Genomic DNA, 15,564 nt, shown 5'->3' with positions numbered 1-15,564 from the left:
AATCCTTCTTTGGCTTGAAATGGTTTTCAAAATCTTTTTACACGGATATAATTTTCAAAATAAAAAAATGGCTTTTTAAGGAATGACTAACTAGTCTCAGCTTGTTGAGCTTTCCATTTTCAACAAAAAATTCCTTGATATTAGGTACTGCAAATGATTGGCGAGGTCGTCCGTTGTTGCACATCCACATCCATATTTTTGAATAATTTCTCATCTGATGTTCTCAAATAAATAAACAACCAGGAATTCTGTATGAAAACTACTGCTGAACCTTTCTATCAGAACATTGTGTGTTGGTTTTCCGAACTGTATCTAATGGAGCAAGATTTTATTCCTGCTGCACCAATCTTTCAACTTTTCCGCATTGAATGCCGGGTTCGTTGTCAACTCTTATCTTTTCGGATTTTCCACACCAGTTTATCACTTGTTCCTTCAGATACAGATATCAATAAAAAAAAGCACCTACAACTGTAAGTGCTTTTCAACGTGGTCCCACTTGGGCTCGAACCAAGGACAACCTGATTATGAGTCAGGGACTCTAACCAACTGAGCTATAGGACCTCAAAAATTTGGTTAAATTTTGTGATTGCAAAAATAGCAAAATTTCTGTTCCTACAAAATTATTTAGGGTTTTTCTTGGCACAATTCTACGAGGACGCCGTTGGTGGATTTGGGGTGAAGGAAGACAACGAGTTTATTATCAGCACCTTCTTTGGGTTCTTCGGAGATAAATTCGAAGCCTTCTTTTTTCAGTCTTTGCACTTCGGCCGCAATATCGTCCACGCCGAATGCCAGATGGTGGATGCCCTCTCCTTTTTTGCCGATGAATTTGGAAATAGGACTGTCTTCCCGGCTCGCTTCCAGCAGCTCGATTTTGCTTTCGCCGGCGGCATAAAAGGACGTCGTTACGCCTTCCCGCTCCACCGATTCTTTTTTATAGGATTCCTTTCCCAGCAGCTTCGCAAAAAGTTCGTCGGAAACCCCTAAGGATTGTACGGCAATACCGATATGTTCTAATTTCATAAAGAATAAAATAAATTAAGTCGTAATTTTGAAAGAGCCGCCGGATTTCGGGGCAGCAATTCAAACAAAAGTACTAAATTTGCAGAAATTATGGAAAGTAACAGACAAAGAAAAGTAGCCCAGATCATACAGGAAGATTTCGCAGAACTATTCCGCAAGCAGGCCTCGGAAAGCAAACAGAGCATTCTGGTAAGCGTTTCGGATGTAAAAGTGACGCCGGATCTCAGCATTGCCAAGATTTATTTAAGCATCTTCCCGCAGGAACACCGCAAGGCGGTGATGAAGGAGATCGAGGAAAACAAGGCGCAGTACCGCAATTTCATCGGCCAGAAAATGGCGAAGCAGGTACGTGTGATCCCCAACATCAGCTTCTACCTGGATACGACGCTGGACGATGTGGAAAAACTGGAGCGCGAACTGAGAGGCGAAGGCGATAACCCGATTCTGTAAACTTTGAAAAACATTGCTTTTTATATTGCTTCCCGTTACCTTTTGTCCAAGAAAGGGAGCACGGCCGTGACCTTTATTACCTGGTTGGCGGTAGGTGCGATGACGGTAGCCGTTACCGCAATGTTTGTCATCATCTCCGTATTTTCGGGTCTTGAGGATCTCAACAAAGACCTGATTTCCAACCTCCATGCCGACCTGACGATCAAAAGCACGTCCGGCAAAACCCTGAACGACCTGGACCGGATTACCTCCGTTTTAAAAAATAATAAGGAAATCAGCCATTTTTCAAGGGTGATCGAGGAAAAGGTATACATCAGCTTCAACGGCAAAGGCGACATTGCTTACCTCCGCGGGGTCGATTCGGCTTATACGAAGGTGAATCCCATTGACAAAGAGGTGTTCTTCGGCACTTATCCCGGATTTAAGTATTCCAATGAAGTGCTGATGGAAAATTCGCTGGACATCCGGCTGTCGGTTCCGGTATCCACCGAAAACGGCTATGCCACGATATTCATGCCGAAGCCGGGAACCGGGATCATCAATAAGGAAGAGGACATCTACAACAAAAAAGACATCCTGGTTACCGGGCTTTTCCCGGGGAAAGACCAGCTCGACAACTACATCATTGCCCCGATCGAACTGACGGAAGAACTGCTCAGCCTGCCGAAACATTCGGCCTATCAGATTGTGATCAGGCTTAAGAACCCTGAGAATGCCGATGCGGTCAAACAGCAGCTTACGACTTCCCTCGGCGGCAGCCTGAAGGGCGAAAAAATGCCGGCCGGGAAGCAGCTCGAAATCAAGACCAAGCAGGAAGAGAATGCCGCGTTCTGGAAGATGATCAACACCGAAAAGCTGTTTATCTACCTGATTTTCGCATTGGTTATTTTCATCACAACCTTCAACCTCGCCGGAGCCATCATCATCCTGCAGCTGGATAAGAAGGAGCAGGCAAAATCCCTGGTTTCCCTCGGCTTCCCGCTGAGCCACCTGCGGCAGGTGTATTTCTACACCGGGATCCTGATCGTGGTGCTGGGAATTATCTCCGGACTGATCCTGGGAACAGGCCTCTGCTATTTCCAGCAGTACACGGAATTCTTCAAGGCCAATGAAAGCCTGCCGTTCCCGGTAAAGATTGTCGGCAGGAATTACCTGACCGTGGCCCTCACCGCTTCCCTCTTCGGATTCGGCATTTCATGGGCATTCTCCAAGATCAGCAAAGACTATATTACTAAAAATTAACATCTTCAGTCTTCATTTTTTTGTACCTTTACGGCCCAATTTTTAAAAATGAAACGACATCTATTCCCTTTTTTACTGGTTCTTGCATTTTTCAATGCATGGGCACAGGCCCCTGCAACCTATTACAATGCAGCAGCCGGGCTTACCGGTGCCAACCTGAAAACGGCACTCAGCCAGATCATTACGACCGGCCACATCCCCAAAACGTACAACAACCTGTACAACGGGTATGTAAGTACGGACAGCGATAATTTTTATGAAAACGACGGAAGCGTACTGGACATTTATTCCGAAAATCCTGCGGGAACGGATCCTTATGTTTACCAGCATACTTCATCCAGCCAGTGCGGAAACTATTCCAGTGAAGGCGACTGCTACAACAGAGAGCACATCGTGCCTCAAAGCCTTTTCGGCAGCGCCATGCCGATGTACTCCGATATCAATTTCATCCGGCCGACCGACGGTAAAGTAAACGGATACCGCTCCAATTTCCCTTTCGGAAAAGTAGGAATCACTTCTTACATTTCACAAAACGGTTCAAAGTTGGGCACTTCCGTTTCAACGGGCTATTCCGGGACGGTTTTCGAGCCGATCGATGCTTTTAAGGGCGACGTTGCGCGGATGATCTTTTATTTCGTAACGAGATACGAGAGCCAGCTGTCCGGTTTCAGCTCAGGAAACATGCTGGGGAATTCAGCTTATCCCGGATTACAGACCTGGGAGCTGAACCAGCTGCTGGCCTGGCACCTGGCCGATCCGGTATCACCGATGGAAATTTCCAGAAACAATGCCTCGTATATTTACCAGGGAAACCGTAACCCGTTTATCGATCATCCTGAATATGCGGCCCAGATCTGGGGTACCCCGGTGGTGGATACCCAGGCACCGACCGCCCCTGCGAACTTAATCACCAGCAACCCTTCTTCCAACTCGATCTCCTTAAGCTGGACGGCTTCTACGGATAACATCGGAGTAACAGGGTATGATATTTATAAAGACGGAACTTTCTATGTAACCGTTACAGGAACAACGGCCACCGTTTCCGGACTGAACCCGTCCACCACTTATAACTTCTACGTAGTTGCAAAGGATGCGGCAGGTAACGCTTCCACAGCCAGCAACACCGCACCGGGCACCACCCTTGCAGGCGGACAGCCGGGAGGAAGCTGCGGAACGGAAGACTTCTCCAATATTCCGGCAGCAAGCTCTTCGTATGCCACGCAGACCTGGACCAGCAACAACATTACCTGGACGGCAACCGATTCCAGAACGGATCAGACGATCGTTGGCAAGGCCATCAACATCAGAAACGGAAACCTGACCAGCTCAACGATTTCCGGAGGCGTAGGCTCTCTTACGGTAACGACCAAAATTCCGTTCTCTTCCGATACGGCAGGAAACCTGACTTTACAGATCAACGGAACCAATGCGGGTACGATCCCTTTCAGCGCAGCGGCAACCACCACGACGATCAGCAACATCAATGTAGCAGGCAATGCAGTGATCAAGATCATCAATTCCGAAACCGGAAAAAGAATTTCCATCGATGATCTGAGCTGGACGTGCTACAGCGTACTGGCCACGGGCGAGATTTCTAAAGACAAACCGTCTTTCAGCATCTACCCTAATCCGGTAAAAAACAACGAACTGTTTGTAAAAGGTGAAAACCTGAACAGAATTTCAAAAGCACAGATCTACGATTTCTCCGGAAAACTGATCGAAACTATTGAAAACCCTTTCAAACATTCAAATAAAATCGATCTTAAAGGCCTGGTAAAAGGAAATTACATCCTGAAGACCGATGCTTTTGCTGCGAAATTCATCGTAGACTAAGATTTAAGAAATATTTCATGCGGAAGACCGGATTTATCCGGTCTTTTTTTTATTTTTATCCGATGGATTCCAATAAAAAATTAGGGCTGATCGGGAAAAACATTTCCTATTCCTTTTCAAAAAAATACTTTGAAGATAAATTCCAGAAGCTGATGCTGAAAGGCTATTCATACAGCATTTTCGATCTGCCGGAACTCCATGAAGCGGAAGCCCTTTTTGCCGACCCTGAATTGCTGGGCTTCAATGTAACGATCCCCTACAAGGAAAAGATCATCGGCTACCTCGATGAATTAAGCGATGAAGCACAGAAAATAGGTGCCGTGAACTGCGTCCGGATTGAAAACGGTAAAAAGACAGGCTATAATACCGATGCCTTCGGGTTTGAGAAAACGCTGATGCTCCATAAGAAGCCGCACCATCAGTCCGCCCTTATTTTAGGGAACGGCGGGGCAGCCAAGGCCGTGAAATATGTATTTGACAAACTGGGAATCCCTTCCCTGACGGTTTCCAGGACAACCGAAATCAATTACACGAACCTCACTGCGGAAACCGTGGCACAACATCAGATTATTGTTCAGTGTACGCCGGTCGGGACGTTCCCGAATGTAGAAGACTGCCTGGATTTCCCTTTCGGCGGGCTTACCGGAAACCACCTGATCATCGACTTAATTTATAACCCGAACTATACGAAATTCATCATCAATGCTTCAGAAAAAGGAGCCAAAACCGTGAACGGCTATTATATGCTCGAACAGCAGGCAGAAAAAGCCTGGGAAATTTGGAATTTTCAAAAAAAATAACTTAACTTAGTATTGTATTTGGCTTTTTAGCCATATATTTAGAGGATATTATAATGCCACTCACATAAACGATTTGCTATGATTACAGAAAACAATCTTTCTGAGAACGAGGAAAACAGGAACGAACAGGAAACACCTCAGGAACAGACACCAGAACCTGTTGCATCCCGGGATGAAAGCACCCCGCAAGAAGAGCCGGAACATGAAGAAGAGCACGAAGAAGTAGACCTTTCCCTGGCCGATACGCTGAAAGAAATGGAAAAAATCATCAATGCGCCGAATGCCGGTGAAGATTTCAAAAAATTCAATCAGCTGAAAGAAAAAGCAAGTCATTACATCCATGATGAAGTGGAAGACAAAAAGCATGAGTACACCGATGCCGGAAATGCACCGGAAACCTTCAGTTACGAGCATCCTTCCCAGGCAAGATTCTCCGCACTGGTGAACATCTTCAGGGAAAAGCATGACGATTTCCAGAAAGGCCAGGAGGAAGAGCAGAAGAAAAACCTCGACCACCGCCAGAGCATTATTGAAAGGCTGAAAAACCTGTACACCAATTCCGAGCCCGGTACCAACCTTTTCAAATCTATCCGTGAGATCAAGGAAGACTGGTCCAATGCCGGGCAGGTGGCAAAATCCGAATTCAGGATCCTGAATAACAATTATTTCCATCACCTGAACCAGTTTTATCAGATGCTGGACCTGAATAAAGAATTCCTGGAGCAGGAATACAGCCATAACCTTGAAAAAAGACAGCACATCATCGAACGCGCCAGGCAGCTTGAGCATGAGCCGGTGATCCAGAAGGCGCTGAACGAACTTCAATACCTTCACAAGCTCTGGAAGGAAGAAGCGGAGCCGGTAGCGGAAGAATTCCGTGAGAAGACATGGGAGGAATTCAAGGAAATTTCCAACAAGATCCACGAAAGGAAATCCGAGCTTTCCGCAGCTATCGAAACCGAACAGGCCGGCAACCTGGAAAAGAAAAACCAGATTATCGCCGAAATCAAAAAGCTGTCTGAGCCGGCGGAAAACCCGAACCACAATTACTGGCAGAACGCCATCCGGAAGGTGGAGGACCTCCGTACGGAATTCCTGAAAACCGGCAGTGTGCCGAGAAAGCTTTCCAACCAGAACTGGAATGATTTCAAAACCACCCTCAGAAATTTCAACACCACCAAAAATACCTATTACAAATCGTTAAAAGGTTCCCAGCAGGCCAACCTGGAAGAAAAGTTAAAACTGATCCAGACGGCAAAAGACAACCAGAACAACGAAGAATGGGATATTTCCGTTCCCTTGTTTAAAAAGCTTCAGGAAGACTGGAAGAAGATCGGCCACGTTCCGAAGAGCATGACCAACAAAATCTGGGACGAATTCCGTGATGCCTGCAACGCATTCTTCAACAATTACCGTGAAAAGAGCAATGCCTCAAACGATAACTGGAAAGAAAACTACAAGCAGAAAAAAGCAATTCTCGAGGACCTGAAAACCGTAACCAACGAAGAAGGCAGCATCGAAAGGATTGAGGCCATCAAAACATCCTGGAACAACATCGGGAAAGTGCCGAGGGATAAAATCTCCATCAATACAGAATTCAACAAGACATTAAGGGAAAAACTGAAGCTCAATAAGATCAATGAATTTGAGCTGAAGGAAGAAGGGCTTTCTGAAAACCAGCTGACCGACAAAGCAAGAAAAATGAAGAGCCAGATCTCCGACCTTGAAGCCGAAATCGTAAAACTGGAAAACAACCTGGCGTTCTTCAAGAACCCATCCAGGGAAAACCCGTTGCTGAAAGATACGTACAATTCAATTGACGAGAAAAAAGCACATCTTGAAAGCTTAAAACAGAACCTCCACAACATCATTGCCGGAGAATAAAAAATAATCTTAAATCTTAAAAGCGGAGCAAAACATTTGACTTCGCTTTTTTCATGGACTATGCAGGACGAATTATATATTAAAAGAGGAATCGAGCTGGCTAAAAAAGCTTTAGGCCACACCTACCCCAACCCCTTGGTCGGCAGTGTGATCGTACACAACGGTAAAATCATCGGGGAAGGCTATCACCGCAAAGCCGGGGAAAACCATGCTGAAATCAATGCGATCGAATCGATGGAAGACCGGTCCCTGATTCCGGAGTCTACGATTTATGTGACGCTGGAGCCTTGCGCCCATTACGGAAAAACGCCGCCGTGTGCTTTGAAAATAAAAGAACTGGGCTTCCGGAAAGTCGTGATCGGAGCCATGGATTCCCACGATAAGGTAAACGGAAAAGGAAAAAAAATCATCCAGGACGCCGGGATTGAAGTAGTATCCGGGGTTTTGGAAAAAGAATGCATTGAGCTGAACAAAAGGTTCTTTACCTATCACGAAAAGAAACGGCCTTACATCATCCTGAAATGGGCCCGGTCAGCCGATGGTTTCCTGGACAAAGATTTTCAGCCGACAGCCATTTCAAATCCTTTGGTCAATCAATTCGTTCATCAGCTGAGAGCCGACGAGCATGCCATCCTGGTGGGAACCCAAACCGCGCTGAATGACAATCCCTCTCTTACGGTAAGGAATGTGGAAGGTGTAAATCCGGTAAGAATACTGATTGATTTTGATCTTAAAGTCCCTTCGGATTTCAAAATTTACCATACTGAAGCCAGGACCATTGTTATCAATTCCGTGAAGGAAGAAATCCGGGAGCACATTCATTTTATTAAAATTAAAAAAGAAAATTTCCTGCAGGAACTGATGGACGCTTTGTACAGAGAGCAGATCCAGTCGGTGATTATTGAAGGCGGTAGATTTACCCTGCAGCAGTTTATCGACGGGAATCTATGGGATGAAGCTGTTGTTATTAAAAACGAAAGCCTGAAGCTTGAAAACGGAACCCGGGCACCGGAACTTACGGGCAGAAAACCTTTACGCACAGAAAATTTCAGAGATAACAGGATTGAATTTTATCAAGCGGAAATCCTGTAAATCAACACAAAGTCAATCGTATTCAATTTGTTCAGTTCAATAATTTAAAAATAAAATTAAAGCCTGGTTAAGCCGGGATTTTAAGTAGAATTCCTTTTAATTGAATGACAAAAGATCTCATTTAACCGTCAGGACCTTTCATCGTATTTCAGCAAGGGAAACATCCGGCATTCAGCACCGCTCTTCCAGCCTGTTAATCCGGGTTTTCTCCCTGAGTTCACGTTGTAAATTATTAAATATCAAAACTTAGCAAATAAAAATCGCACAATTTATCACTACACTTTGAAATTAATTACGTAACTTCACGATCCATTTAAACCAATACCTCATGAAAAATTTAAGAAAATTATCAAAGCAAGAATTGAGATCCGTGAACGGAGGAATCGAAAAATGTTACTATGATCCGTCGACCAATACCTGGATCTGCCCGTGCAACCCTCATACCACCTACAACTGCAACGGCAGATGTGTCCCGTTGGATCAGGCCTGTGCCAATCCGGGAATTGAACTGTAACCTGCCATAGACCGGAAGACTGTAAATAAATGAGAGAACTTTAGCGGTTCTCTTTTTTCTTGCCCTGATTTCAGTCTTTCCCTTAAAAATTTTACCTTTGGAAAATAATCCTGACATATCAGGCAGAATCATTTTTCCAATACCCTATGTTCAACTTTAAAACGATAGCATCTCCGGTCGAAAATATCTTATTGAAAGAAAAAGGAAGCAAGTTCATCGGCTTCGCTTTCCCGGTAAATAATGAGGAAGAACTTAAAACGGCTTTGGAAAAGATCCGGTCCGAACATCCTAAAGCAACGCATCACTGTTATGCTTTCAGAATGGGGCTGAATGGGGAAAACTACCGTGCCAACGACGACGGCGAACCTTCAGGCAGTGCCGGACTGCCGATCTACAACCAGCTCCTTGCCAATGAAATCACCAACGTCCTCGTGATTTCCGTACGTTATTATGGCGGGACGAAGCTTGGGGTTTCCGGCCTGGTAAAAGCGTATAAGGAATCGGCAAAAATTACCCTTGAAGAAACTCTGATTATTACCAGAGAACTCGAAACGCATATTGAAATTGAATTTAACTTCAATCAGCAGAACCTTATTTTCACCATGCTTTCAAAGTATGACGCAAAGGTCTTACAATTTGATGCCAATGAGAAATGCATCGTTGCCGCTTCCCTGAAACTGTCTGAAAAAGAAAGCATCTCGGAAAAGCTTTCCGAGATGCAGTATGTTTCATTTGATTTTACCGGTTAATTCCTTCGTCCGCCCATCAGCAGGGAAGCGAAGTACATCAGCTGTACCAGCGAGCCGATAGCTGCTACAACATAAGTTCTGGCTGCCCACTTAAGGCTGTCTTTTACACCTACGTATTCTTCCGTCGTTACCGTCCCGGTATCCCTCAGCCATTTCATGGCCCGGTTACTCGCATCGTATTCTACCGGAAGCGTCACAAAAGCAAAAAGTGTAGTTAAAGCAAACATAATAACGCCGATCGTTAAGATCAGCTTATTTCCGCTCATCGCCATCACAATGATTCCTCCCATGATCACAAACTGCATCAGATTTGAGCTGATGCTTACTACCGGTACCAGTCTGGAACGGAGCTGCAACATGGAGTAGCCAACCTTATGCTGAACGGCATGTCCGCACTCGTGGGCTGCAACTGCCGCTGCTGCTGCATTTCGCTGCATATAAACCGCTTCGGAAAGATTTACCGTTTTATTTTCCGGATTGTAATGATCGGTCAGTTGTCCTGGAACCGACATCACCTGAACGTCATTGATTCCGTTGTCCCTCAACATCTTTTCAGCCACCTCTTTTCCGGACATTCCGTTCCGGAGATGAACATTGGAGTAATGTTCAAATTTGGATTTCAACCGCCATGATACCAACCAGCTCACTGCCATTGAAATAATTATAATTAAATAATAACCGCCCATCTAATAACTTTGTAATATATTTTTTCAACCGAGATGATGTAAAAACTGTGCCAAAGTTTTGCATTAATTTATTTATATTTGTTCATTAATTCCACTAGAAAATCATGTCAGAAATTTCAGTTATTGAAGTAAAAAGTGCTGATCAGCTCAAGCAGTTTGTAAGATTTCCGATGGATCTGTATAAAAACAATCCCTATTATGTTCCTTCCTTTGTGAATGAAGAAATCAATATCTGGAATCCGGCGGAAAATCCGGCCCTCGAATATTCGGAGGCGCGGCAGTTTTTAGCTCATAAAGACGGGCAGATTGCGGGCAGGATCGCAGTGATAATCAACCACAAGGAAGAGCGTGAACTAGGGATCAGAAAAGTGCGTTTCGGGTGGATCGATTTTATTGATGACGAAAAAGTTTCCCGGGCACTCATTCAGAAAGCCATCGATTACGCCAGGGAAAAGAACATCGGGAAAATAGAAGGGCCGATGGGCTTTACCAATCTCGACAAAGCCGGAATGCTGACGATGGGCTTCGACAAGCTGGCCACGATGATCGGGATTTACAACCATGCCTATTACCCGCAGCACCTGGAAAAGCTGGGGCTCACCAAAGAAAAGGAATGGGTGGAATTCGAACTGCAGTTTCCGGAAGTACTGCCGGAAAAAATCCACAAGTTCAACGAACTGATTTCGCTGAAATACAAGCTGAAAGTTTTGGAATTCAAATCGAAAGAGGAAATCATCGGCTACGTGGATCCGATGTTCGACCTGCTGGACGAAACCTATAAACATCTGTCGACTTACACTCCCATCTCAGATGAGCAGCGTAAAACCTATAAGGAGAAATATTTTAAACTGATCGACAAAGATTATATCGTCTGTGTGGCCGACGATACGGATCAGCTGGTGGCTTTTGCCATCACCATGCCTTCGTATTCCCGGGCACTGCAGAAATCCGGAGGGAAACTGCTGCCATTCGGATGGTGGCATTTCCTGAGAGCCGGGAAGAAAAACGACCGCGCCAACTTTTACCTGATCGGAATCCACCCTGATTATCAGAGAAGAGGCGTTACCTCCATTATCTTTAAGGAAATCTGGAAACTCTTCCGTAAAAAAGGGGTAAAATATCTCGAAACCAACCCCGAGCTGGAAGAAAACAAGAGCGTCCAGCTCCTATGGCAGGATTATAATCCGGTGAACCATAAGAGAAGGAGAACCTATGCCATGGAGATAAATAATGAGTAATAGGTGATGAATAATGGGGAGTGAATCATTGATAAGTCTGTGAATTCCCTCTTCATAAGATGTTAAAACCTCCTGAAATTCTCCAGCCTTAAAACGCTTCCATCCTCAAACTCTCCTACTCCAGTACCCTAAAACTCTAAAACACTCTAAAAAGTCAACCCATGAAACCACAGCTTATTATTTTCGGTGTCCTGGTGGCCGGATATATTGTATACAACCTTTTTCTTCAGATCCCTGATGAACGTACCAATACCGTAATCAATATCTTATTTGCCAGCATCATCTTCGCTTACATCGCTTTTATGGCTTTCTCCCTTCTTAAAAAGATGAAAAAGTAACCGGCTGATGATTTAACAGCTCCGTCTACCCGTCGATCGGCAGATTTCTGTTTAAGTCCATTTTCTGCATTTTAACTATAAAAAAAGGGAGAAACCTAAGCGAAAAAAATAATTATTAAAAGCTAATTTTTATTGATTCTAAATTACCGGTTTAGCGGATTTTAATTCTACTTTTAACCTCATAAATTTCATGCTTTCTTGTTTATTCGCTAAATTTGCAAATTGAGATAATAATGCAAAAATGAATTTACCTGAAAGTTATATTCCAATCCTTTTACAGGCAGGTGTTGCGATAGGTTTCGTAGCAATTTCTCTGCTTGGAGCACATTTCTTAGGTCCGAAACAGAAAAAAGGAGATTCTGTAAAAAACCAGAGCTGGGAATGTGGTGTCCCGGTAGAAGGAAATGCAAGAACGCCGTTTTCCATCAAATACTTTTTAACTGCGGTACTGTTCGTATTATTCGATATTGAAATCGTATTTTTCTATCCGTATGCGGTCAACTTCAGAGAATTCGGTATGGAAGGTTTCCTTGCGGTTCTTACCTTTGTTGCGATTTTCTTCATGGCATTTTTCTATGTCTGGAAAAGAGGCGCCCTGGATTGGGATAAGTAAAGAAATAGAAATTTTAAATGACTGTTTTAGATGATACAACTGAGGTTGATAACTAACATTAACACTCTTTGGTGATCTAAATTAAAATCTTAAATCAATCAAATGTCAGACAACAAACCAATTATAAAAACAGATGCACCGGCTCCCGAAGGATTTGAAGGAGAAGGGTTTTTCGCAACGAAACTGAGCAGTGTCATCGGGATGGCCAGAAAATTTTCTCTCTGGCCCCTGCCTTTTGCCACTTCATGCTGCGGTATCGAGTTTATGGCTACCCTGAACCCGACGTATGACGCATCAAGATTCGGGATGGAGAGAAACTCTTTCTCCCCGAGACAGGCCGATCTGCTGATGGTCTGCGGAACCATATCCAAAAAGCTAGGACCGGTACTGAAAGAAGTATATACCCAGATGGCTGAGCCGAAATGGGTAGTTGCCGTAGGGGCCTGCGCATGCAGCGGCGGTATTTTCGACACGTATTCCGTATTGCAGGGAATCGATAAGATCATTCCGGTAGACGTGTATGTTCCGGGATGCCCTCCGAGACCTGAACAGATCATCGAAGGGGTAATGCAGGTTCAGGCCCTCGCCGAAAGCGAAAGCATCAGAAGAAGAGATACGCCAGAATACCAGAAATTATTAGATTCTTACAACATTAGCAACTAACGGAAAATGACCAACGAATTTGTACTAGAAGCCATCACCAGAGAATTTCCGGAATCCGTTATTGCAAGCTCGGAACCTTATGGGATGCTGACCGTTGAGGTAAAAAAGGAGGACCTGAAAAAAATCGTCCATTACCTGAAGGATTCCTCTCTGGAAATCAATTTCCTGACCGATGTATGCGGAATCCATTACCCGGAATTCCCGGATAAGGAGATCGGAGTGGTTTACCACCTGCAGAACATGATGGCCAACTTCAGGCTGCGCCTGAAAATCTTTATGACCAGAGAGAACATTGAAGTGGATTCTTTGGTGGATCTTTATGCAGGCGCCAACTGGATGGAAAGGGAAACCTATGATTTCTTCGGAATTAAATTTAAAGGACACCCGGATCTCAGACCTATCCTGAATATGGAAGACCTGGGCTACCACCCGATGCTGAAGGAATATCGTCTGGAAGACGGGACAAGGACCGACAAGAACGATGATATGTTCGGAAGATAAAAAAGCCAATGGCGAACGGCAGCTAGCCAATAGCCGGAAGCAAACAGCTAAAAGCAATCATTATGAAAGATAACTCATTATCTAATATACTCAACCAATACGAAAGTAAGGAACAGATTGACGGGCAACTGTATACCCTCAATTTAGGACCTACCCACCCTGCAACACACGGGATCTTCCAGAATATCTTAACGATGGACGGTGAAAGGATCCTTCACGCTGAACAGACCGTGGGCTACATTCACCGGGCCTTTGAGAAGATTTCCGAAAGAAGGAATTATTCTCAGATTACCACCCTTACCGATCGAATGAATTACTGTTCTGCGCCGATCAATAACTTAGGCTGGCACATGACGGTTGAAAAACTGATCGGCGTTGAAGTTCCGAAGCGTGTAGATTATATGCGCGTGATTTTAATGGAACTTGCCAGAATCGGTGACCACCTGATCTGTAACGGGGTAACCGGGATGGACTCAGGCGCTATTACGGGGCTTACCTATATGTTCATCGAGAGAGAGCGTATTTACGATATGTACGAACAGATCTGCGGAGCGAGGATGACCACCAATATGGGGAGAATCGGCGGTTTTGAAAGGGATTTCACCCCGAAATTCCATGAGCTGCTGAAGGATTTCCTCAAAACCTTCCCACCAAGATTCAAGGAATTCTGTACGTTACTTGAAAGAAACAGAATTTTTATGGACCGTACCATCGGAGCCGGAGGCATTTCTGCCGAGAGAGCATTAAGCTATGGTTTTACAGGTCCGAACCTTCGTGCGACCGGCGTTGATTATGACGTTAGGGTAGCACAGCCTTATTCTTCTTACCAGGATTTCGATTTCATTATCCCTGTGGGTACCTCAGGAGATACCTATGACCGTTTTATGGTGCGTCAGCAGGAAATCTGGGAATCCATAAAAATCATCAAACAAGCTTACGAAAACCTTCCTGAAGGTCCGTTCCATGCGGATGTTCCGGATTTCTACCTTCCTGAAAAGGCAGATGTTTACAAGAAGATGGAGGCATTGATCTACCACTTCAAAATCGTAATGGGTGAAACGGATGTTCCGAAAGGCGAAGTTTACCATGCTGTAGAAGGAGGAAACGGGGAATTAGGATTCTATTTAGTAAGTGACGGCGGAAGAAGCCCATACCGACTGCACTTCCGAAGGCCTTGCTTTATTTATTACCAGGCATATCCGGAGATGATTACAGGATCTGTAATTTCTGACGCGATCGTTACCATGTGTAGTATGAACATTATTGCAGGAGAATTAGACGCATAAAACGGTAAAAAGTACAGGGTGTGAATGTGCCGCGTACTTAAAAATATAAACAGATAATAATACTTTGTACCTTGTACAATGTACATTTTACAACAAAATAAAATGAGCGAAACAATAGCTTTTAAACCGGAAAGTTTAGCACTGGTGCACAAGATGATGGCAAGATATCCTGAGGGAAGACAGAAATCTGCCCTTATTCCTGTACTTCACCTGGCACAGAAAGAATTCGGAGGATGGTTGGATGTTCCCGTAATGGATTATGTTGCGGAATTGCTGAGCATCAAACCGATCGAAGTCTATGAAGTGGCTACTTTCTACACCATGTTCAACATGAAGCCGGTTGGAAAATATGTACTGGAAGTGTGCAGAACGGGACCCTGTATGGTTTCCGGAAGCGAAAAGATCCTGAACCACATCAGAACCAAACTGAACATCAGGGACGGAGAGACGACGGAGGACGGAATGTTCACCCTAAAGCCGGCCGAATGTCTGGGTGCCTGCGGATATGCTCCGATGATGCAGCTGGGAAAATTCTTTCATGAAAATTTAACGATTGAAAAAGTAGACGAAATCCTGGATCTTTGCAGAGAAGGACAAGTTGCTTTGGACTAATTGAATTTTAAATATCAAATAAATAAGAAGCGTACCACCG

Annotated in this window: 17 protein-coding genes and 1 tRNA gene; 15 read left to right on the top strand and 3 right to left on the bottom strand. The window is 44.4% G+C overall.

Going from position 1 to position 15,564, the window contains the following annotated elements; genetic code table 11:
* Positions 1 to 487: 487 nt before the first annotated feature.
* Both CHA01nite_RS17975 and mce read right to left on the bottom strand, forming a co-directional pair.
* Positions 488 to 561: transfer RNA gene (locus CHA01nite_RS17975), tRNA-Ile, on the bottom strand.
* 63 nt (positions 562 to 624) lie between these two features.
* Positions 625 to 1,023: a methylmalonyl-CoA epimerase gene (mce, locus tag CHA01nite_RS17970; protein WP_146943937.1), complete on the bottom strand. Its 399-nt coding sequence runs from the start codon at positions 1,021 to 1,023 to the stop codon at positions 625 to 627.
* A gap of 90 nt (positions 1,024 to 1,113) precedes the next feature.
* Between mce and rbfA the strand changes: the two genes are divergently transcribed.
* The 8 genes from rbfA (at position 1,114) to CHA01nite_RS17930 (ending at position 9,587) form a co-directional block, all read left to right on the top strand.
* Positions 1,114 to 1,473, top strand: a complete 360-nt coding sequence (rbfA, locus tag CHA01nite_RS17965) for a 30S ribosome-binding factor RbfA (protein ID WP_146943935.1) — start codon at positions 1,114 to 1,116, stop codon at positions 1,471 to 1,473.
* A 3-nt stretch (positions 1,474 to 1,476) separates the two neighbouring features.
* Positions 1,477 to 2,715 carry an ABC transporter permease gene (locus CHA01nite_RS17960; protein ID WP_146943933.1) on the top strand — a complete coding sequence of 413 codons (1,239 nt, stop codon included), beginning with the start codon at positions 1,477 to 1,479 and terminating at the stop codon, positions 2,713 to 2,715.
* A gap of 48 nt (positions 2,716 to 2,763) precedes the next feature.
* Entirely contained in the window at positions 2,764 to 4,548 is a 1,785-nt protein-coding gene (locus CHA01nite_RS17955; protein WP_146943931.1) for an endonuclease, read from the top strand.
* A gap of 62 nt (positions 4,549 to 4,610) precedes the next feature.
* Positions 4,611 to 5,348, top strand: a complete 738-nt coding sequence (locus tag CHA01nite_RS17950; protein WP_146943929.1) for a shikimate dehydrogenase family protein — start codon at positions 4,611 to 4,613, stop codon at positions 5,346 to 5,348.
* A gap of 78 nt (positions 5,349 to 5,426) precedes the next feature.
* Complete coding sequence (locus tag CHA01nite_RS17945; RefSeq protein ID WP_146943927.1) at positions 5,427 to 7,232, top strand: DUF349 domain-containing protein; 1,806 nt, start codon at positions 5,427 to 5,429, stop codon at positions 7,230 to 7,232.
* Between the two features lie 60 nt (positions 7,233 to 7,292).
* Positions 7,293 to 8,324, top strand: a complete 1,032-nt coding sequence (ribD, locus tag CHA01nite_RS17940; protein ID WP_146943925.1) for a bifunctional diaminohydroxyphosphoribosylaminopyrimidine deaminase/5-amino-6-(5-phosphoribosylamino)uracil reductase RibD — start codon at positions 7,293 to 7,295, stop codon at positions 8,322 to 8,324.
* A gap of 328 nt (positions 8,325 to 8,652) precedes the next feature.
* On the top strand, positions 8,653 to 8,838 hold the full coding sequence (locus CHA01nite_RS17935) for a bacteriocin-like protein (protein WP_146943923.1): 186 nt from the start codon (positions 8,653 to 8,655) through the stop codon (positions 8,836 to 8,838).
* A gap of 146 nt (positions 8,839 to 8,984) precedes the next feature.
* Complete coding sequence (locus CHA01nite_RS17930; protein ID WP_146943921.1) at positions 8,985 to 9,587, top strand: IMPACT family protein; 603 nt, start codon at positions 8,985 to 8,987, stop codon at positions 9,585 to 9,587.
* Here the strand turns inward: CHA01nite_RS17930 and CHA01nite_RS17925 are convergent.
* Complete coding sequence (locus tag CHA01nite_RS17925; protein WP_146943919.1) at positions 9,584 to 10,273, bottom strand: zinc metallopeptidase; 690 nt, start codon at positions 10,271 to 10,273, stop codon at positions 9,584 to 9,586. The two genes, CHA01nite_RS17930 and CHA01nite_RS17925, sit on opposite strands and share 4 nt — an antisense overlap.
* 104 nt (positions 10,274 to 10,377) lie before the next feature.
* Here CHA01nite_RS17925 and CHA01nite_RS17920 point away from each other — a divergent pair, with 104 nt between their 5' ends.
* From CHA01nite_RS17920 to CHA01nite_RS17895, 7 genes are all read left to right on the top strand, one after another.
* A complete protein-coding gene (locus CHA01nite_RS17920; RefSeq protein ID WP_146943917.1) occupies positions 10,378 to 11,511 on the top strand; it encodes a GNAT family N-acetyltransferase in 1,134 nt (377 codons plus the stop codon).
* A 161-nt stretch (positions 11,512 to 11,672) separates the two neighbouring features.
* Positions 11,673 to 11,849, top strand: coding sequence for a hypothetical protein (locus tag CHA01nite_RS20590; RefSeq protein ID WP_170234770.1), 177 nt, complete (start codon positions 11,673 to 11,675; stop codon positions 11,847 to 11,849).
* Between the two features lie 241 nt (positions 11,850 to 12,090).
* Entirely contained in the window at positions 12,091 to 12,462 is a 372-nt protein-coding gene (locus CHA01nite_RS17915; RefSeq protein WP_146943915.1) for an NADH-quinone oxidoreductase subunit A, read from the top strand.
* Between the two features lie 102 nt (positions 12,463 to 12,564).
* Positions 12,565 to 13,125: an NADH-quinone oxidoreductase subunit B gene (locus CHA01nite_RS17910; RefSeq protein WP_146943913.1), complete on the top strand. Its 561-nt coding sequence runs from the start codon at positions 12,565 to 12,567 to the stop codon at positions 13,123 to 13,125.
* 6 nt (positions 13,126 to 13,131) lie between these two features.
* Positions 13,132 to 13,626: an NADH-quinone oxidoreductase subunit C gene (locus CHA01nite_RS17905; protein ID WP_146943911.1), complete on the top strand. Its 495-nt coding sequence runs from the start codon at positions 13,132 to 13,134 to the stop codon at positions 13,624 to 13,626.
* 62 nt (positions 13,627 to 13,688) lie between these two features.
* The gene (gene nuoD, locus CHA01nite_RS17900; RefSeq protein WP_146943909.1) at positions 13,689 to 14,912 is read left to right on the top strand and encodes an NADH dehydrogenase (quinone) subunit D; all 1,224 of its coding nucleotides are present in this window, start codon (positions 13,689 to 13,691) and stop codon (positions 14,910 to 14,912) included.
* 102 nt (positions 14,913 to 15,014) lie between these two features.
* A complete protein-coding gene (locus CHA01nite_RS17895) occupies positions 15,015 to 15,524 on the top strand; it encodes an NADH-quinone oxidoreductase subunit NuoE family protein (protein WP_146943907.1) in 510 nt (169 codons plus the stop codon).
* The last annotated feature ends 40 nt before the right edge of the window (positions 15,525 to 15,564 follow it).

The organism is Chryseobacterium hagamense (assembly GCF_007991455.1).
GTDB lineage: Bacteria > Bacteroidota > Bacteroidia > Flavobacteriales > Weeksellaceae > Chryseobacterium > Chryseobacterium hagamense.
This window is presented reverse-complemented; position numbering and strand designations above follow the sequence as displayed.